This is a genomic window from Helicobacter sp. CLO-3, assembly GCF_001854545.1.
Classification (GTDB): Bacteria; Campylobacterota; Campylobacteria; order Campylobacterales; family Helicobacteraceae; genus Helicobacter_B.
In genome coordinates this window covers 1-18,543 of record NZ_MLQN01000036.1, presented here as the reverse complement: position 1 = coordinate 18,543, position 18,543 = coordinate 1, and the positions used below count along the sequence as shown (strand labels likewise).

16 protein-coding genes and 3 pseudogenes are annotated in these 18,543 nt (G+C 43.5%); 6 read left to right on the top strand and 13 right to left on the bottom strand.

Annotated elements, in window-relative coordinates; translation table 11 throughout:
* Nucleotides 1-164: 164 nt before the first annotated feature.
* From BKN38_RS08660 to BKN38_RS08630, 8 genes and pseudogenes are all read right to left on the bottom strand, one after another.
* Entirely contained in the window at nt 165-731 is a 567-nt protein-coding gene (locus BKN38_RS08660) for a hypothetical protein (protein ID WP_066453351.1), read from the bottom strand.
* A complete protein-coding gene (locus BKN38_RS08655; protein ID WP_233713027.1) occupies nt 725-1,027 on the bottom strand; it encodes a hypothetical protein in 303 nt (100 codons plus the stop codon). Before BKN38_RS08655 ends, BKN38_RS08660 begins: the two co-directional genes overlap by 7 nt.
* 69 nt (nt 1,028-1,096) lie before the next feature.
* The gene (locus BKN38_RS08650; protein WP_070957796.1) at nt 1,097-1,672 is read right to left on the bottom strand and encodes a hypothetical protein; all 576 of its coding nucleotides are present in this window, start codon (nt 1,670-1,672) and stop codon (nt 1,097-1,099) included.
* 15 nt (nt 1,673-1,687) lie between these two features.
* Nucleotides 1,688-2,077, bottom strand: a complete 390-nt coding sequence (locus BKN38_RS08645) for a hypothetical protein (RefSeq protein WP_066456154.1) — start codon at nt 2,075-2,077, stop codon at nt 1,688-1,690.
* Nucleotides 2,067-2,669 (bottom strand): hypothetical protein, encoded by a 603-nt coding sequence (locus BKN38_RS08640; protein WP_070957795.1) that lies wholly within the window; start codon nt 2,667-2,669, stop codon nt 2,067-2,069. Before BKN38_RS08640 ends, BKN38_RS08645 begins: the two co-directional genes overlap by 11 nt.
* Before the next feature lie 208 nt (nt 2,670-2,877).
* Entirely contained in the window at nt 2,878-5,409 is a 2,532-nt protein-coding gene (locus tag BKN38_RS11225) for an excinuclease ABC subunit UvrC (RefSeq protein WP_324737589.1), read from the bottom strand.
* Between the two features lie 89 nt (nt 5,410-5,498).
* Nucleotides 5,499-5,657 (bottom strand): annotated as a pseudogene (locus BKN38_RS12315) (adenosylmethionine--8-amino-7-oxononanoate aminotransferase BioA); the annotation flags it as partial.
* Between the two features lie 258 nt (nt 5,658-5,915).
* A pseudogene (locus tag BKN38_RS08630) lies at nt 5,916-7,217 on the bottom strand (aminotransferase class III-fold pyridoxal phosphate-dependent enzyme); the annotation flags it as partial.
* A 295-nt stretch (nt 7,218-7,512) separates the two neighbouring features.
* Between BKN38_RS08630 and BKN38_RS08625 the strand changes: the two are divergent.
* From BKN38_RS08625 to BKN38_RS08595, 6 genes are all read left to right on the top strand, one after another.
* Entirely contained in the window at nt 7,513-8,991 is a 1,479-nt protein-coding gene (locus BKN38_RS08625) for a pyridoxal phosphate-dependent aminotransferase family protein (protein WP_066456164.1), read from the top strand.
* On the top strand, nt 8,976-10,067 hold the full coding sequence (locus tag BKN38_RS08620; RefSeq protein WP_143000266.1) for a DUF452 family protein: 1,092 nt from the start codon (nt 8,976-8,978) through the stop codon (nt 10,065-10,067). Before BKN38_RS08625 ends, BKN38_RS08620 begins: the two co-directional genes overlap by 16 nt.
* Entirely contained in the window at nt 10,055-11,107 is a 1,053-nt protein-coding gene (locus tag BKN38_RS08615) for a methyltransferase domain-containing protein (RefSeq protein ID WP_066456170.1), read from the top strand. Before BKN38_RS08620 ends, BKN38_RS08615 begins: the two co-directional genes overlap by 13 nt.
* 317 nt (nt 11,108-11,424) lie before the next feature.
* Nucleotides 11,425-11,925 (top strand): Rieske 2Fe-2S domain-containing protein, encoded by a 501-nt coding sequence (locus BKN38_RS08605; RefSeq protein WP_066456176.1) that lies wholly within the window; start codon nt 11,425-11,427, stop codon nt 11,923-11,925.
* Between the two features lie 9 nt (nt 11,926-11,934).
* Nucleotides 11,935-13,191: a cytochrome bc complex cytochrome b subunit gene (locus tag BKN38_RS08600; protein WP_066456179.1), complete on the top strand. Its 1,257-nt coding sequence runs from the start codon at nt 11,935-11,937 to the stop codon at nt 13,189-13,191.
* Complete coding sequence (locus tag BKN38_RS08595) at nt 13,188-14,198, top strand: c-type cytochrome (RefSeq protein WP_066456182.1); 1,011 nt, start codon at nt 13,188-13,190, stop codon at nt 14,196-14,198. The genes BKN38_RS08600 and BKN38_RS08595 overlap by 4 nt, the downstream gene beginning before the upstream one ends.
* Before the next feature lie 378 nt (nt 14,199-14,576).
* Here the strand turns inward: BKN38_RS08595 and BKN38_RS08590 are convergent, their stop codons facing one another.
* From BKN38_RS08590 to BKN38_RS11220, 5 genes and pseudogenes are all read right to left on the bottom strand, one after another.
* Nucleotides 14,577-15,605, bottom strand: a complete 1,029-nt coding sequence (locus BKN38_RS08590; RefSeq protein WP_066456189.1) for a catalase family peroxidase — start codon at nt 15,603-15,605, stop codon at nt 14,577-14,579.
* A 507-nt stretch (nt 15,606-16,112) separates the two neighbouring features.
* Nucleotides 16,113-16,373 (bottom strand): hypothetical protein, encoded by a 261-nt coding sequence (locus BKN38_RS08585; protein ID WP_066456192.1) that lies wholly within the window; start codon nt 16,371-16,373, stop codon nt 16,113-16,115.
* Nucleotides 16,366-16,665, bottom strand: coding sequence for a hypothetical protein (locus BKN38_RS08580; RefSeq protein WP_066456194.1), 300 nt, complete (start codon nt 16,663-16,665; stop codon nt 16,366-16,368). Before BKN38_RS08580 ends, BKN38_RS08585 begins: the two co-directional genes overlap by 8 nt.
* Nucleotides 16,666-16,804: 139 nt before the next feature.
* Nucleotides 16,805-17,428 carry a hypothetical protein gene (locus tag BKN38_RS08575; RefSeq protein WP_143000265.1) on the bottom strand — a complete coding sequence of 208 codons (624 nt, stop codon included), beginning with the start codon at nt 17,426-17,428 and terminating at the stop codon, nt 16,805-16,807.
* Nucleotides 17,429-17,819: 391 nt separating this feature from the next.
* Nucleotides 17,820-18,543 (bottom strand): annotated as a pseudogene (locus BKN38_RS11220) (hypothetical protein); the annotation flags it as partial.

The following is an 18,543-nucleotide window of genomic DNA, read 5'->3' as shown; positions in this document are numbered from 1 at the left end:
CGCAAAAAGCAAATAGCATAAATAATAAAATATATTTTTTCATTTATATCAGCTCCCAAATAATTTCACAGCGATAAGCATTTGCCCGCCACATTATACCGCAAAATATCCATGAACACACCTAAGCCAATTCCGCATTATCTTTTATCTTGTTTATTTGCTCTTTATTTGCCATTTTTCCTCTTTTTTTCAAAAATATAACACATCTCAACATCTCCACTTATATAAAATCCAGTTCCTTCATCGCCAGCTAAATAAGGGCGGTAATTTGCCCACATAACAAGAAGTTTTAGATGGCTAAAACTATCTCGTGTAGCAATTTTATCTTTTCCAAAAATCATCAATGCCGAAATATATATTCTGCCTTTCTGCTTTTCAAGCTTATACACATAGTTTTCTCGACTATAACCAAGAGATAGGTTATCTTGTATATAATCCCAATCTATTTTATCTAAACTTGTATCAAACAAAGCCAAGACTTTATTATAATATTCCTCAGAATGTGTATCTCCTTGATAATTCGTTGGGTATAGCTCACATATTTTCTTAAATTTATGATAACTAGGTTGCAAGCCATAAGGCACAAACCAGCCCCAGCCAAAGAAATATACAAAGAGAATCACAAAAAGAACTATGATAAGAATGGGCTTTTGGATAATATAATAAATTATTTTGCCAACAACATATATTCCCACAAAAAATATCACCACATAAAGCAAAGCCTCTAGCATATGAGCTCCTCAAATAAACCGACAGAAAATCCTTTTTCTGTGTTTGGCTGATGGATAAGCAAATCATACTTTTTAAAGAATCTTTTTGCTTGGTTGGGGGTGAAGTCGCCATCTAGAGTGCCTATGATGATTTGTTTTGTGCTCTGTCCCAGTTGGATTGTTTGCGCCACTCCATAATCTTTATATTCTATGTTGAGGATGTCAACAAGAGCAATAGTTTCATTTTTTCTTGTTGGGCTATCTTCATGAAAACTTTTATTTGTAAAGTGAAAATACCCATAAGCTGCCCAAGCCAATTCTGCGTTATTTTTTAGTTTGTTAATTTGTTTTTTTGTTAGTCATTTTCTATCCTTTAAATATCTTATTTAATCAGAGTCAATATCTGAACAACCTAACTTTTTGGCAATAAGTCTAGCCTCCATATTTCCCTCATTCGCCAACTTAAGAGTTTTTCTGCCGGTGTTCCATATGGGTATTATTTTTGCCACATTTATATTATTTTTTGCAAAATCTTTTTGATTAGCAAAAAATAATATATCTACCCTAATCATTCCATGTATATTGTATCTTTGCAATTCAAGCATATATTTATTTTTATATTTTTTATAAAAAAATCCTGTAGGCTCTAAAATTTTCGTATTTTTATTCAACTCATCCCAATCCAAACTATCTAAATCTGTATCAAAGTAACTTAAAAACTTATTGTATTTATTTTCATCATTTGGTAATTTATTTAACTTGCACATTTTCTTAAATTTATGATAACTAGGCTGCAAATTATAAGGCACAAACCAACCCCAGCCAGAGCACCCACCAAACAAAAGCACAAGCGGGGCTATAGCGACAAAAAGCCTAAGGATTTTGAGGGATTTGAGGACTTTAAGCGTTTTTGGTGATTTAGGCGATTTGAAAAAATTAAGAGATGTGTGTTTTCCTGCCATTTTGTGTTTCCTTCGCTAGAATAAGGTGGCAGAAAATCCAGATTCTGTGTTTGGCTGGTGAATAAGCAAATCATACTTTTCAAAAAATCTTTTTGCTTGATTGGGGGCGAAGTCGCCGCCTAGAAATTCATCATTTGTTACTTTGCCTGTTTTTTTATCTCGGTAGCATTGATAATCTATATTCAGTATGTCGGCGAGGGTGATGGGTTTGTCAAGGACTTTTAAATGTCCAAGGGTTCTTGCTAGTTTGTCTAACTTTTTGTCTAATTCTTTTCTTCCTCTTTTATATTCTATGATTTTTTGTCTATCTTGTTCTGCGCCTTTTATCCTGTCAAAATACCCATACGCCGCCCAAGCAAGCTCAGCATTATCTTTTATCTTATTTATCTGCTCTTTAGTCGTCATCTTTAAATTTCTTTGTCTGAAAGTATTCGTCATCTCTTACTATGCCTATGCCACAATAAAAGCCAGTACACGGTTTCATTACAAAGTAATTTCTATTATTATACCATATAATTCCCCATGTTAACCATCGAATATCTTCTCTTTTTGGTTTTTTGTGTTCTTTAGTTGGGAAAAAATCAATATCAAGATGTATTGTAATACGATTATTGTATTCTTTAGTTAAAAAATAGCTCTTAAATATAATGCCTTTCTCGTCTTGGTATATTCTAGGCTCCACCAGAAAAAGCTCATCCAAATTTTTATATCCAAAATAAGAAAGCATGGTGTTATAAGTTTCCTCTTTTTCTGGACGATAGTCATATCCCCGATAATCTTGAATATCAGCTAATTTTTGTGCTTTCCAATAGCTCGGCTGAACTGCATAAGGCACAAACCAGCCCGAACCAATACACCCACCAAACAAAAACACAAGAGGGGTTATAGCGACAAAAAGCCTAAGGGATTTGAGAAGTTTAAGTGTTGTTGGCGATTTGAATATTTTAAGCGACTTGAGCGATTTGAAAAAATTAAGAGTTTTACATCTTCCTATCATTTTGCATTTGCCTTATTTCATAGATTTAATTCCGCATTATTGCATAAAATTATCAAGATTTATTTCTTTTGTGGCATCCTTATTTTGCAGACGATGCTTTATCAGAATCCACTTTTTCTGCGCTGTTTAAAAGCTTCGATGATTTGCAAGCAAATTTGCGATATACGCAATACTTACGCAATGCTAGCGAGCCTTGTTGCGCTAGAATCTAGCGCTTTTTGAGTAGCTCTTTTGCCTCATCAGCGCTTAGATTTTTTATCGCTTCATAGCTGCCAAGCAGCGCTAGTAGGCGCTTTATCTGCCCTTCGCTTATGCCGCGCGCTCGTATATCAGCGTGCGCTAGCATGGATTTTTGTTTTTTGTTGCGATGATAGGTTATCGCGTATCGATGCACTTCATCGCGCAATTTTTGCAAAAACTGCAATCGCCTATCATTTGGGCTAAGGCGCAAAATCTCGACATTTGCGCGAAAATCGCTAGAATCCAAATCGCTAGAATCCGCTTTTTTGGATTCTGGCTCAAAATCCGCACCAAAATCCCGCGCGCTAGATTCTGCCAAATCCGCGCCAAAATCTACCTTTTTGGATTCTGCTTCAAAACTAGCATCAGAATCCAGCACGCCAGAATCTAAAACGCTAGAATCCACATCACCAGCCCCGCGATAGACATATATTTTATCATGCGCGCTGCCTTTGGCGCGGTTGGCGCGCATTTGGCTAGCATTTACTGCGCGGCTTATTTTTGGATCGCGCTTTTCCAAATAGTGCCCCTCGTTTAAATAACGCCCCCCATTCAAATCGCGCTCCTCTTTTAAATAGCGTTTTTCTTTGGCGATGCCGATGATGCCGATATTATCCGCATTTACGCCGCTAGATTCTAGTATCTCGCGCGCTAGCATCACCTGCGCTTTGCCACCATCGATGAGCCACATATCCGGCGGCGGATTCTCCTCAAAGCTAAGCGCGCGGCGCGTCAGCATCTCGCGCATTTGGCTGTATTCATCGCTTCCTTGCAGTTTGTAGCGCCGATATTTATCTTTGACAAACGCGCCATTTTCATACGCCACCATACCACCCACGCAGTCACTCCCTCCATGATGACTCGTGTCAAACACCTCTATACTCAAAGGCGCGCTAGGCAGACTCAAAAGCTCTTGGAGTTGCGATAAAATCGCGTATTCATCGGCGTTTTCTTGCGTGCTTTTTTGCAAAATCTCTTGCGCGTTTTTGCATGCTAGCTCTAGCAGACGCGCGCGCGCACCGCGCTTTGGCGAAAGGATGGGGATTTTCCTGCCCTGCGTGCTAGCTAGAAATGCTAGCAACATCTCCAAATCCTCCTCGCCAAACTCCTCCACACTAGGCAGCAAAATCGCCTCCGGAAGCAGCGGCAGGCGGGTAGAATAGCGGTTTAGAATCGCTTGCGTATAGACTTCGCTAGCCCTTGAGTGCTCGTATCCCACCATTTCATTGGTAAATGATACGATTTTGCCCTCGCGCACAAAAAGCCACAAAAGCACGCCTAGCTTTTGTTTGCGCGCTGGTGTTTGTGTTTGTGTTTGTGTTTGTGTTTGTGTTTGTGTTTGTGTTTGGCGGGCGGCTGGCGTGCTAGAATCTAAAGCAACTTTTGCGCTAGTATCCAAACTAGAATCCGCTTTTTTAGATTCTGCTTTTTTAGATTCTGGCGCATCTGCCACATTTTGCACCTTTGGCGCGCTTAAAGCATTTTGCATATTTGGCGCATCTGCCACATACCCCGCGCCAGAATCAAGCACCACACCAGAATCCAGCGCATAAAAATACACCACATCAAGATTGGTATCTTTTGCCAAATCGATAGTCGATAGGCTTTGCAGATTGGCAAGCTTTTTTAGCCTATCGCGATAAGTTGCTGCTTCTTCAAAGCGCATAGATTCTGCAAGCTGCAGCATTTTATCCTCTAGCAGCGCATAAAGCTTGCTAGGCGTTTTTAGCGAGTTTATCGCGCTATCGATGATTTGGCGGTATTCTTGCTTATTTACGCGGTTTTCACAAGGGGCGAGACAGCGGCGTATCTGATAAAATAGGCATGCCTTTTTTTGCGCCACACAGCTGGGCGCGCGCTGGACTAGCGGGAATAACTCCAGCAGAGAATCCACTATCTCGCGCGCACCGCTAGGATATGGACCAAAATATATGACGCTGTTTTTGGCGGGCGCGGTGGAGGCGGTGGCAAGCGTTGTGGCTGTGGTGGCTGTGGTGGCTGTGGTGGCTGTGTTCTCGGCGGTGGTTGCGCTTTTTTTGGTGTTTTTGGCAGAATCTATTTTTGCATTTTTCACAGAATCTTTATCGCCATTTTCTAGCGCATCTTTCGTGCTTCGCGTGATAAAAGGCACCGGAAAATCCAGCCCTAAATCAAACGCGATATATGGATAAGTCTTATCATCGCGCAAAAGCACATTGTATTTGGGCTTCATCTGCTTGATGAGCGAGTTTTCAAGTATCAGCGCATCTTGTTCAGAATCCACCACCACAAGCGCGATTTTGGCGATTTGGCGCACCATGATAGCGATGCGCTGGCTGGTTTGCGGGCTAGGGATGGGCGCGCGCGCAAGCTTGGTCTGCGTCAGCGCAAAATAGCTTCGCACGCGGTTTTTGAGACTCTTTGCCTTGCCGACATACAAAAGCCTAGAATTTTTGTCATAGTATTGATAGATTCCGGGTTTATCGGGGAGGCTTGAAAGATCCTCGATAAGTGTCTGCATCGCGGTTTCAAAGTCGCTTAGCGGCGGATTTTGCGATGAGTTTGGCGCTAAATTCTGCGCAGAATCGCCGCTTTTTAAATCCTTTTGCACTAAATCATCTCCAAAATCTCGATAATCTGCCTTATCACATAGCGCGCCTGCTTTTTGCTTATCGTAAATGGCGGCATGAAGTATATGGTGCTGCCAAGCGGGCGCAGCAAAACACCGCGCTTGAGTGCCTGCTCGAAGATAAAAAGTCCTAGTCGTTTTTGGGGTGCTTTTTTGGGCGATTTTGGCGATGATTTTTGTGGTGATTTTTGGCGCGTGGTTTGCGCGGTGGCGGACTCTAGCCCGCCTTTTTGCGCGCCAGAATCTAGTTTTGCGGATTTTGGCGCACGAGAATCTAAATTAGCAGAATCTATTTTTGCAGATTCCAGCACTCCAAAATCTAGCTCTTTAGATTCTAGCGCTTCAGAATCTAGCTCGCCTCTATGCCCGATTATTTCTCTATTAGTGATATTTTCACCCACAATATCTAGCGCGAAAATCATCCCACAATGCCGAATATTACGCACTTTATGCGCGATGCTTTTGATGTTTGCGATGCTACACCATTGCGCCGCGATAGATTCTGCAAGCTTAGCGTTGCGCGCGATGATGTCCTCTTTTTCAAAAATATCTAGCACCGCGTTTGCCGCGCTACACGCCAGCGCGTTGCCCGTGTAGCTGTGCGAGTGCAAAAACGCCCTGCCCGCCTCATAAGGCGCATAAAACGCGCTGTAAATCTCTTGGCTTGTGATGACGACGCTTAGGGGCATGTAGCCGCCGGTGATGCCTTTTGAAAGGCATAGGAAATCCGGCGTCACGCCGCAAGATTCTAGCGCAAACATACTGCCTGTGCGCCCAAACCCCACCGCAATCTCATCAAAAATGATATGTATCCCTCTCTTCGCGCACATCTCGCACGCACGCTTTATGAAACCGCGCGGATACATATTCATCTCGCCCGCACACTGCACGAGCGGCTCTAGGATAAAAGCGCAAATCTCATCGCCATGCGCTTGCAGGATGGATTCTAGCGCGTCTAGCTCTTTTTGAAAATACGCGCTAGAATCTAGATTTGCCGGCGTGAAGGTGGTTTGCATGGCGTGTGGCGCGCTTTTAGATTCTCGCGCGCTGGTGATATTGTAGCTTTTTGGCACGGGCGTGGTGATGCATTCTAGCAATAGTGGCTCATAAGTCTTTTTGTAAAGCTCCACATCGCCCACGCTTAGCGCGCCGAGCGTCTCGCCATGATAGGCGTTTTCTAGTGCCAAAAATTTGGTGCGCTTTTTGCGCAGCGCTTGTTTTGGCGCGCTTTTTTTCAAGCTAGATTCTGCCTGCAAATCAGAATCTTGCAAATCAAAATCCCGCAAATCAAAATCCCGCAGGCTATGATAATGAAAGCTCATTTTTAGCGCGACCTCTATCGCTGAAGAGCCATTATCCGCGTAGAAACATTTCTCTAGCTTTGGGGGCAATTTCTCACAAAGCCGCGTAGAAAGGCGGATGATAGGCTCATGCGTAAAGCCCGCCAGCAGCACATGCTCTAGGTTTGAAAGCTGCTTAGTGATAGCCTTGTTTATGCGCTTGTTGCCATGCCCAAAAAGATTCACCCACCAGCTGCTAATCCCATCGATATAGCTATTTCCATCAAAATCATACAGATACACGCCCTTCGCGCGCGCGATGGGAATGAGCGCTAGATCCTCATGCTCTTGCATCTGCGTGCAAGGATGCCAGATGTGCGCTAAATCAAGCGCGGATAATGCGCGGTTTGTTTTGGGCATTTTGGTGGCTTTGTCACGACTTTTTGGCTTTTTGGTGGTTTTGTCGTGGCTTTTTGGCGCGCTTAGATTCTGTGATTTTTGTCGCGATTTTTTGTCGCGCTTAGATTCTAGCAATTTTGTCACGGTTTTGGCTTGGTTTTTTTTCATTTTGTGGCGTCCTTTGTGCGTTCGGGCGTTTTTATTTTTGGATTTGGCATTTTTAGATTCTGCTTTTTAAAATTTTAGCATAAGCAGCTTTTGGCTATGCTTTTGCTTTTGTCAATTTGATGATTTTAGCTATTAAGGAAAGCGCCAAATGCCCCGCGCAAACGATAAAAACGACACTATAAATAACACCACCAACCACACCGCGCAAGCCGAAAACGACGCGCGCGCGATTCTGACAAAGCTAGCAAAAGAGCAGAATCTGCGCGAGATAAAAGACGTCAAGCATAGCGGAATCTATATCTATAGAGGCGGGCAGAAACTACTAAATTTTGCGAGTAATGATTATCTAGGTATCGCTTGCGATGATGTGCAAAATTGCGCGCAAAATGATATTTCTAGCGGCGCAAACAATCGCGACAAAAACCGCGACAAAGCCAGCACTACCACCAATACCACCGCGCGCGCCAGCACCACCACAAGATTTCTAGATTTCGCTAGGCAAAATCTGCCCGCCGATGCGCTGCGCTTTGGCAGCTCATCTTCTAGGCTATTAAGCGGTGGATTTGAGATAAATAGCATGTTTGAGGCGTTTTTACAAAGCCTCTACGCCCCGCAAAAAGCGCTACTTTTCAACAGCGGCTACCATCTAAACATCTCTTGCATCGCCGCACTTAGCGAGCTAGAATCTAGCCTTTTTTTGGCCGATGAATACATACACGCAAGCATCATCGATGGTTTGCGCCTGTGCCGCGCTAGATTCCGCCGATTTAGGCACAATGACATGGGCGAGCTGCGCGCTCTGCTAGAATCCAACCACGCGCAATATAGGCATATTTTCATCCTTAGCGAGGGGATTTTCAGCATGGAGGGCGATTTCGCCCCGCTAAAATCGCTCATCGCGCTAAAGCACACCTACAAAAACGCCTATCTCTACCTCGATGAAGCGCATAGCATAGGCGTGTGTGGCGAGCAGGGGCTGGGGCTGGCGCACGCACTTGGTGTAAGTGGCGAGGTGGATTTTCTGGTGCTCGCGTTTGGCAAGGCTATCGCATCGGTTGGGGCTTGTATGATTTGCAGTGCGGATTTTCGCGAGTTTTTTGTCAATCGTGCGCGCGCGCTTATCTATTCTACCGCGATTGCGCCGATAAATGTGGCGTTTAGCTACTTCTCTTTTAAAGAAATGATAAAAATGCAAGCGCGAAGGCAAAAGCTAGCAAGCCTAAGTGCGTATATGCGCGAGAATCTAGGGGCGAAGGCTAGGGAAATGGGGCTGGAGTTTGGAAGCGCTTTGGATTCTGGGGATTTGGATTCTGGGGATTCTTTGGCTGGCGCGAGTTTGGATTCTGAAAATTTAGATTCTGCAAATTTGGATTCTGGTGCAGAATCTAAAAAGGTGGGGTCTAAAAAGGTGGATTCTGGCGCGGTTTTGGGCGCGCTGCAAATCATCTCTTTGGTGCTAGGAAGCAACGAGCGCGCGCTTAGCGTGGCAAAAAAGCTAGAATCTAGCGGATTTTTCGCCCCTGCGATAAAAGCGCCCAGCGTGCCAGCAAACACCGCGAGAATCCGCTTCTGCCTAAATGCTGGCATGGAAAAAGGCATGATAGATGCCCTATGCGAGGCGCTATGAAGCTGGCGTTTATCACGAAGCGCGGCGAGTGCGTGCTGGATCTATCGCAAATCGCGCCAAGTGTAGCTGGTGTAGCTAGCGCAGATAGCATAAATCACGCGGCTGGCGCGGCTGGCGCAAATAGCGCGCAAGATCTGCTAGAGGCGCAAATATTGCAATGCGCGCGAGAATCTGGCATTTTAAGCGCAAAAAATCTGATTCTATTTTTTGGTGGGTTTGGCAGTAGTCCGACTATGTTTTCGCATCTTTTAGCGCAAAATGGGGATTTTGGCGGAGATTGCAGCGGGGATGCCAGCAAAGGTTTTGGCGAGGATTTTGGCAAAGATTTTGGTGTCATAATGTGCTATGAATATGATGATATAAATATGCTGTGTGCGCCACCAAGCGCGTCAAATATCACGCTTGCTGGCGCGCTAGAATCTGCTTTGGCGTGCATTTTTGGCGCTTTTGGCGCGCGTGAAAAATCGGATTCTAGTGGCGTTTTACGCGCGGATTCTCAAGCTTGCAAAATAGATTCTTGCGTGCTTGTTGGCTTTTCTATGGGTGTCTGCGTGGGCGCGAAAATCTTAGCGCAAAGCCCGAGCCTAACCGCGCGCATAAGCAAAGCTATCGCGATAAATGGCAGCAATGCCGGCATACACGATACTTTTGGTATCAAAGCTAGGATTTTCGCGCGCACTGCCAAGCATTTAGACATCAAGGCATTTGCCAGCGCGCTTTTTGGCGAGAATCTAGCAGAATCTAAAAAAGCAGAATCCACGCCAGAACCCAAAAATGCGGATTCTGAAAATATAGATTCTGGCGCACAAATAGCAAAACTAGCGCAAAAGTTTAGGCTAGATTCTGACACCAGTGCGCTAAAAAAAGAGCTTTTGTGTTTGCAAGAGTTTTGCGCGAGCGAGCAAAATCTGACATTTGCCTATGATGTCGTTATCATCTCGCGCCAAGATAAAATTTTCCCTCCGCAGGCAAATAGCGCGTTTTTCGCGCAAACGAGCACCGCGATACATTATATAGACGCGCCGCATTTTGCGTTTAGTCATTTCAAAAGCTGGGGCGAGATATGCGCGATGTAGATTCTAGTCGCATGGATTCTAGCAAAGTGGATTCCGGTAAGGCGGATTTTAGGCGTGTGGATTCTAGTGCGCCAAGCGCAAACGCCATCAAAAGCAGCTTTTGGCATGCCAAAGAGAGCTACAAGGATGCTGCGATAGTCCAAGCAATGATGCGCGAGAATCTGCTAAAGCTGCTAAAAGTGCATATCAAGCGCGATGCGTTTGCGCGCGTGTTTGAGTTTGGCGCGGGGAGTGGCGATTTTAGCGAGGCGCTGCAAGCGGCGATCTGCTATCAAGAGTTTGTCTGTAATGATATAAATAACCATACAGAGGCGCTTTTGGCGCGGCTAGATTCTGGTGCGCGCGCAAAAAATAGCATAGAAAATAGCGCAAAAAATCGCGTGGAAATATTTGATATGAATCATTTGGCGCGTCACAAAATAGGCACACAAAAGTTTGATCTCATCGCATCAAATGCGTGCTTACAATGGCTTAATGCGCGCGAGATTTTGCCGACTTTGGCGCGGATGCTAGAGCGTGAAGGCGTGCTTTTGCTAAGCAGCTTTGGCAGGCAGAATCTGCGCGAGGTGCGCGAGATTTTGGGCGTTTCGCTGGAGTATTTGGAGGCGCGCGAGATTGGCGCGATATTGGAAAATCTGGGGCTAGAGATTTGTGCTTTGGAGAGCGAGAAAATAACGCTAGATTTTGGCGATGCGCGCGGGGTGTTTAGACATCTGCGACAAAGCGGGGTAAATGCGTTTGGTATCAACAATGCGCGCGCAAAATCCGCTTCACACGCAAAAACCACTTCACACACAAAATCAACTTTTTGCGCAGAATCTAGCGCGAGTTTGGATGCTGAAAATACTGAAAATTTGGATTCTCGCAAAAATGCAGAATCTAGCTTTTTAGATTCTGCTTTGGATTCTGAAAATTTAGATTCTCGCGCGCGCAAGCCCATCAAAAAGCTCACCAAAAAAACGCTGCTGGAGTATGAAAAGCGCTTTGGCGGGCGCATCACTTATGAGCCTATATATATTCTTGCCAAAAAGCAATCTTAAACTAAAAGCGCGCAAAAAATCCGCACAAAAACACAACGCAGAATCTAAACAAAAATCCACGCAAAAATCCTGTAAAATCCAAGCGCAAAATCCGCCACAAAAAATCCACGCAAAATTTTCATCCAAAACTACCACCAAAAACCCCATTAAATCACCTCCCAAAAAGCAGGCAATAATGCAAATCCGCGCAAATTTTTGCTATTTTTTTGCGCTCATTTATGTTTCGTTTAAAATTGTTTTAAAGTAAGTTTTAAGTGTTTAGCGTTACAATCTCAAGTTTTTATACCTAAACACCCAAACTTGTAAGGAGAGAAGCAATGGCTGAAGTCAAAAGACGCGATTTCTTGGGTATGACACTAGGCGGCGTGACTGCCGTAGGTGCGATAGCCTCGCTAATTGCAATGAAAAAGACTTGGGACCCACTTCCAAGCGTAGTCTCTGCTGGGATTACGACGGTGGATATAGGGGGCATGAAAGAGGGCGATTTTTCGCGCGTAGAGTGGCGCGGAAAGCCTGTGTATATCATCAAAAAGTTTAAAAGCGATAGCTTCAATGCCAAGCGCGATTTTAAAATCGGCGATGATATTTACACGCTTGGCGTGCAAATCTGCACACACCTAGGCTGTATCCCTGCGTATCGCAAAGATGATGAGGAGTTTCTTTGCCCTTGTCATGGCGGTAGATTTACGATTGAGGGGATAAATATCGCTGGCACGCCGCCGCCGCGTCCGTTTGATATTCCGCCATTTAAGCTTGAGGGCACGACTTTGACACTTGGCGTGTCTGGTGCTGAATACGAGCAAATGATGCAAGCATAAGGAGAGAGTATGGCACAGATAAAAAAAGCAGATGGCTTTATCGATTGGCTAGATCAGCGCCTCGCTGTGAAAAGCTTTGTTAAGGTGATGATGACGGAATATTGGATTCCCAAAAACATCAATTGGCTTTGGGCTATGGGCGTCGTGTTGCTCGTCCTTTTTACCCTTTTGGTGGTGAGCGGGCTATTTTTGCTCTCCTATTACAAACCAGATGTAAATCTCGCGTTTTATAGTGTGAATTACACTATTATGCAAGAGGTGGATTATGGGTGGCTATGGCGGCATATACACGCTGTGGCGGCGAGCGTGGTGTTTGTCATCATCTATATCCATATGTTTGTGGCTATTTATTATGGCTCATATAAGCGCGGGCGCGAGATGATATGGATAGGCGGGATGTTGCTATTTGTGACATTTTCTGCTGAAGCGTTTAGCGGATATATGCTTCCATGGGGGCAGATGAGCTTCTGGGCGGCGACTGTTATCACTGATATTTTTAGAAATATCCCATTCATCGGCGAAGCACTTGCAGAGTGGATCCGCGGAAACTACGGCGTATCTGATGCGACATTGACTAGATTTTTCATGCTGCATGTCGTGCTATTGCCAGTAGTCATTATGATGCTTATCGCATTCCACTTCTATTCTCTTAGATTCCCACATGTCAATAACCAAGAGGGCGAAGAGTTTGATTTTGAAGCAGAGGCGAAAAAATACCAAGAAGGCAAAAAAGCAGAATCTAAAGTGATTCCTTTCTGGCCTGTTTTCTTGTCAAAAGATATTTTCATCATCTGTCTATTTATGATGATATTTTTCTTTTTGGTGAGCTATCACTTTGACTTTGCGATGGATCCTATCAACTTCGATCCAGCGGACAACCTAGCCACACCAGCGCACATTTATCCAGAGTGGTATTTCTTGTGGAGCTATGAAGTGCTAAGAGGCTTTTTCTTTAATGTAGGACCTATCAAAGCAGCAGACATCGGGCTTGCGGCATTTGGTATCGCGCAAGTGGCGTTTCTATTTTTGCCATGGCTTGATAGAAGCCAAGTCGTGCGCCCAGCACACAAAAGAAAGGGCTTTGTGATATGGTTTTGGTTGCTTATAGTCGATCTTATCGTGCTAACCATATATGGCAAACTCCCACCGGAAGGGATAAACACATACATAGGCTGTGTGGCTTCTATCTCATTTTTGATTCTAATATTTGTCGCGCTACCGCTTATCGCGATAGTTGAGCGCAAAAAACAAGGAGGTGCGCAATGAGAGAGCTTAAGATTCTAGTCATTGTGGCTGTTGTTGTTGGCGTGATTTATTGGGGTGTGGAGCCGCTAGCACATAGCATCATGCACCCAAAAGTAAGCGGACCAAACTATAACTTCCAAGAATCCGACAAACTCGCGCTAGAGCAGATGAAACAAGCTGTAACCAAAGCGGAAGAGAATCTAAAAGCAGCGCAGGATTCTGGAAACCCAAAAGATATCAACAAAGCCCAAGCAGCGCTTGATAAGCTAAACACAAACATCGCTATGCTTGAAGGATTTTGGAGCGAGATAGATTTCTCCAAAGGTAACGCAGAAGCTGGCAAGAACATCGTGGTAGAGCAATGCACTGCATGCCATAGTATAGATTCTCAAGAGCTAGGGCGCACGGAGCAAAGTGATCTAGAAAAATCTGCTGCTTATGGCGTGACACCTCCAGATCTCTCCAGTATCGCAGCGGTGCTTGATGGCAACTATCTAGCGCATTTTATCAAAAACCCAACCTTTGCTTCTAAGCTATGGGATAAAGATGATTTCAATCATCCGATGCCTCCATATATGCACTTTAGCGAAGAGGAGCTTGCTAGCGTGGTAGTGTATCTACAATCTATCGCGCCAAAAGAGCTAGATAATAAGCAAGTGTTTGAGCAGTCTTGCGCGCGCTGCCATAGTGTAAGCTATGACAAAGTAGCCTCTGTAAGCGATCCAAACGACATCGCGCGCTATCTTGGTAAAAAGGCGCCTGACCTATCAATGATGATTCGCGCAAGAGGTGCGGAGTATCTGGAAAACTTCGTAAATGATCCGCAAAAACTGCTACATGGCACTTCTATGCCTCGCGTGGGTGCTAGCGAGCAAGCAGAAAAACAAATCATTGCCTACCTAGAATCTGTGGGTGATAGCAAAAAAGAAGAGCGAGAAAGCCTAGGTATAAAAATCATCATCTTCTTTGGTATCATGGCTGTCATCGCATATCTATGGAAGCAAAAAATCTGGAGAGATTTGCACTAAAGGCTTTTTCGTAAAATTATACCGTGCCACGCGGTGTAATTTTACATCCAAGAGCGCTTCGCCTTATATTTTGATATTATTTTTGCCATAGTTTTGCATTATATTGAAGCCGCCTTGTATTTTTAATACTTTTATATTGACTGGCACACCATCTCACAACTCAGCATAGTCTTATCAAGAAAATTTAATATAAAATGCCAAGCAAATAAATTTTGAAATATCGAATGCAATTTGAGTTTAATATCCATAAGGCGATTCCTTGTTGGATTCTGACAAGCCTAAAAGTCTGTCAGAATCCACCGCTGCCTCCAAAAAAGCAGCCCAAACATAAAGTCACAAGAAACTATCAAAAAACTATCTAGACAAAGCACCAAAAACCTATTGCCTGCGCCCAAAGGTTATACCATACACTTCATTGCGGATGTCAAAAAGCGGATCTTTTGGCGGATTTACCCCAGCTGGCAGGATGGAGGGCATAAACACCTCTTGATTGCACGCCTCGCCGCTGTATTTTTCCACCTCTAGCGTGCCTACGAGCAGTTCTTCATGCTTGCCTTTCCAAAGCGCCGTGGTGTTGTTTGTCACATCATTTTTGTTGGCAAAAACTAGATATATATCGTATTTGATAGGTGCTTTTTGCGTGCGCGCTTGCAAATCCGCCTTCAAAAAGTCATCACCCATATCCTTTAGCTCCTCTTGCGTAGCGTATTTTACGCCTTCTTGTGGGACAAACTTCCACCTAGCCGCGCGCTCTTTTGGCTTTTTGCCACGATGATCGACAAACCAAAATGTATGCACGCTGTTAAAGTTGGTATTTGCCACGCTTGGCGTGATGCCGATATTTTCCATGTATTTTTCAAAGTTGCGATAAGAATCCACCTCATTAGTAAGCTTGGCGATTTTGGCACTATCTGGCTTGCCATCAGCGCCGGGCAGCTTCATCGCGAAATACCCCCAAAACTCCTGCGGATTTTTGGCGAAATTTATCTCTGGGTTAAACATCACGATTTCCCATAGCCCATTTGCGCCCTGCATTTTTAGCGCCATTCCGCGCATCTTGCTTTTGTCACTCATGCGCGGGTTGCCACCGCCTAGAGAGTAGCGCACTTGCGTGGGGATTTCCGCCTCTTCTAGCATGGCTATGCCTAGATTTTTGCTCACATCTTGTTGTGGGATAAACTTCCCACTCGCGCAAAATCCTTTGGTGTGATTTATCTTTTTGTGCGGGTCTTTGGCGTCGCCATTTAGCGCATAAAACACATTAGCGATCGCTTCTGCGTCGTATTTTTGTGGCACTTGCTCGCTTGCGGCCTTGTCGCTTGCCGCTAGATTTTGACCTAGCAAAGCAGCGCAAATCGTGGCACTTGCTAGAATCTTGCTAGTGATTTTTGAGGATTTTGTTCCCATGTTTTCTCCTTAAGTTGTTGCGATATTGTTGCAAAAGGCTGTGATAAACCTGCAACAAAGGCACAAAATTATAACAAATAATTTTTATCTTTTATAACCAAAGGTGAATTTTTGCAATCCTTGCGACTTGCTGTTTGGTATTTTGGCTAAACAACGCAATGTAGTAAAATTTTACCTCTTGCGCTCTAGAATCTGCAAATTTTGCAAGAAGCAAAGTTATTCACCACCAAAAAGATTGCTTCGCAAACAAGTCTGCTCGCAATGACAATTTACAATTTCTCTCTGGACCACCAAGAAAACACATCTTTTACCATTTTAAATGGATTGCTAAAAACCCTTCACCTTTGGGGGCGTTAGGTTAAAACCTCTGCGCTTTACTAAAAAACTTTACTTTGTGTGTTTATCTATTTTTGAGTGAGCTCACCACTCTTAAGGCTTGGGGCGGAGCAAAACAAGCACAGCGCAGTTTCTTTAGAAAACAAAGCCAAAAACAAATCTATATCCATACTAGCCCCTAAAATCTCTATCTATCCATTTAAACAAAAAGCCGCCAATAACTGCTAACACAAAAGCCACAGCAAGCCCAAAGACTATCTCTATCGCTGACTTTTGCTCTGCAACCATCGCAAGCATTCCCGCAAAAACAATCATAAGCAACCCAAAGGGATAGCTTACAAAAAGAGTCACCAAAACACCAGCTATGAGCGAGGCTACTAACAATAAAGCCACAAGCCCAAGCGGACAATCTATGCTTGCTAAATCACCCATAAATCACCTGCCTTTTCTTGCGCTTGTTTTTGATTTTGCGCTTGCTTTCCTTGCGCTTGTTTCTCTTTAGCCTCCTTTTTTTGGCGACTTCTTTATCCCATCTTTCCATTATCCCTTCTTCATGCCAAAGCGACATGCTAATGCAAAGACATATAAAACCTGCAAAAGCCAAAACGCTGCAGATGTTATCGCCTAAAGCTACGTATTCTGTTTTATAAGTGTCACCAAACACGCACAGGCTAGCTATCAAAAGCACGCCAGCGACACAAAGAAATTTGGTGGAGTTTTCCATTACATTGCCTTTTTTGATTTTGGCGCAGTATAGAATCTAGTGCAGGATAAAAAAAGGGTTAAAATCATCCTTTTTGCTTCTTGTCTTGCATTGTTAGCTTTGGCGTGGTATGATTAGGCTAGATAGTCGAGCTAGGAGTCTATAGCTTGTTAAATCTAGTGTTAGCGGAAAGAGCCTCGCTAGAGCTATCAAAATATTTTCTTTGCTTATCTGATGGGTTTGTTTTGTGATAACTCGTAATAACCCAAAGATTCTTGCCCTTGCCATTAAACCCTTTTGATAATCCTACAAGATAATAATCATCGCCTTTTTTATGCCAAATCGTTTTTATACCATTCTCATCGATTAGCTTGCCGCTCTCTATGATTTCATTTATCCCCTTGATTAAGCCCTCTTGTCCCTCTCCCCAAATTTTAAAATCATCCAAATGCTTCTCTATTATCTTTTTTAAGCCTATTGCAGAATCTCCCCAAACTAAATCAATATCCCCCAAGTCCTCTTTATAAAACGCTCCAGCTACTTGCCCTTGCTTTTCGTTCAAAAGCTTTTGCACTGCCCTTGTGCCATCGTGGTAAAATTCTGCATAATTTGTGCCAAAATCTATGATTGGTTTTACATTCAACCTTCTTTCTATGGCATTTCTTATTACTTCAAACAGATCCTCATTTCTACTTCCTTGCTCTGGCTCCCCATTTAGTGCATATTTTTTGATAGTCATAGCATTGCTAAACAAATCATAATTATGTCCCTTGTATAAAATCATCTTGCCTTTTAGGCGCTCTAGCGGATAGCTTAGTTCTTTTTCTTTGCCACTTTCCTTTTCATAAAACTTTGGCATACTTGGCTTTTTACCAAATTCCCCCTGTCTCTGACTTTTTGCTGTTATATCCCCAATCTTTGCGCCTTTGTGTATTTGGTCTAGTGGAATGCCTATCGTCTTGTGCGGGTGCAGTGAGCTAGGATTCTCTATAACTCTTTTTTGTGCTAGCAGGCTTTCTAGTCGCTTTTGTTGCAGTTTATCCACTTTGGCTTGCAGTTCTTTTTCGTAGTTTTCTAGTTCTTGTGAGTGTCTGCCTTACACTCTTAAATCTCTTAAGCTATAGTTTATCTTTATTTGTTATAATATGCCAAGTTAGCCGAACAAAGCACTAAGCTCATAACTTAGGAGGAAGCTGGGGGGCTAGCTCTATTTTTCTGCCCACTACGCTTTCATCGACTATTCCATTTTCAAAATACATATTTTTATAGCTAAGTTCATTTTGCCCTTTTCTGATTTGTTCTATCACTACATAATATCCATTATCAAGCTGTTTTGCGCTTACCAAAACTTCATTGCCACTTTTATCTTTGCTAAGCCCTTGTATATCTGCATTATCCGCATAATCCATCCATTTGGATATTTCATCCAGCGTTACCGCTTTTTGCCTGCTCTTTTTAACCAAATCAGAATCTGCACCATGTCGCGTCAGTGTATGGATTATCTCATCTGGTTGAATTGTTCTGTGCACATCATTTGGATATTTAAAGCCAAGCTTTTGTGCTATTTGTGGGGCAAGATTTGACACTGCTATACGCTTATTTTTTAACAATACAAACTCTAGCGTTTTGGCATTGCAATTTTGCGCGCCCAAAATATCCATTTTTGAACCATATTTTGGGCTTTGCTCGATTCTTTTAAAAATTCCATATTGCATTTTGCTATCTTTTTTCGCTTGGATTTTTAAAATTGTAGCAAATTTTTCTGCTTTAGCCTTGATTTTTGGATTTTTAAACGCGGCTTGCGTTGCCTTACTCGCTGCTGCGCCGCCTAAAAATCCTAGAATGAAGTTTTGTGGGTTAAATGTGTAGTTGCCATTTTCATCTTGCTCGATTCCCGCT

Excerpts from the sequence above, each read along its gene's own strand:
- BKN38_RS11225 (WP_324737589.1), bottom strand. The coding sequence starts at position 5,409 with ATGCAGACACTTATCGAGGATCTTTCAAGCCTCCCCGATAAACCCGGA.
- BKN38_RS08650 (WP_070957796.1), bottom strand. The coding sequence starts at position 1,672 with ATGGCAGGAAAACACACATCTCTTAATTTTTTCAAATCGCCTAAATCA.
- BKN38_RS08615 (WP_066456170.1), top strand. The coding sequence starts at position 10,055 with ATGCGCGATGTAGATTCTAGTCGCATGGATTCTAGCAAAGTGGATTCC.
- BKN38_RS08580 (WP_066456194.1), bottom strand. The coding sequence starts at position 16,665 with ATGGAAAACTCCACCAAATTTCTTTGTGTCGCTGGCGTGCTTTTGATA.
- BKN38_RS08605 (WP_066456176.1), top strand. The coding sequence starts at position 11,425 with ATGGCTGAAGTCAAAAGACGCGATTTCTTGGGTATGACACTAGGCGGC.
- BKN38_RS08620 (WP_143000266.1), top strand. The coding sequence starts at position 8,976 with ATGCGAGGCGCTATGAAGCTGGCGTTTATCACGAAGCGCGGCGAGTGC.
- BKN38_RS08600 (WP_066456179.1), top strand. The coding sequence starts at position 11,935 with ATGGCACAGATAAAAAAAGCAGATGGCTTTATCGATTGGCTAGATCAG.
- BKN38_RS08625 (WP_066456164.1), top strand. The coding sequence starts at position 7,513 with ATGCCCCGCGCAAACGATAAAAACGACACTATAAATAACACCACCAAC.
- BKN38_RS08595 (WP_066456182.1), top strand. The coding sequence starts at position 13,188 with ATGAGAGAGCTTAAGATTCTAGTCATTGTGGCTGTTGTTGTTGGCGTG.
- BKN38_RS08640 (WP_070957795.1), bottom strand. The coding sequence starts at position 2,669 with ATGATAGGAAGATGTAAAACTCTTAATTTTTTCAAATCGCTCAAGTCG.
- BKN38_RS08575 (WP_143000265.1), bottom strand. The coding sequence starts at position 17,428 with ATGATTTTATACAAGGGACATAATTATGATTTGTTTAGCAATGCTATG.
- BKN38_RS08645 (WP_066456154.1), bottom strand. The coding sequence starts at position 2,077 with ATGACGACTAAAGAGCAGATAAATAAGATAAAAGATAATGCTGAGCTT.
- BKN38_RS08660 (WP_066453351.1), bottom strand. The coding sequence starts at position 731 with ATGCTAGAGGCTTTGCTTTATGTGGTGATATTTTTTGTGGGAATATAT.
- BKN38_RS08585 (WP_066456192.1), bottom strand. The coding sequence starts at position 16,373 with ATGGGTGATTTAGCAAGCATAGATTGTCCGCTTGGGCTTGTGGCTTTA.
- BKN38_RS08590 (WP_066456189.1), bottom strand. The coding sequence starts at position 15,605 with ATGGGAACAAAATCCTCAAAAATCACTAGCAAGATTCTAGCAAGTGCC.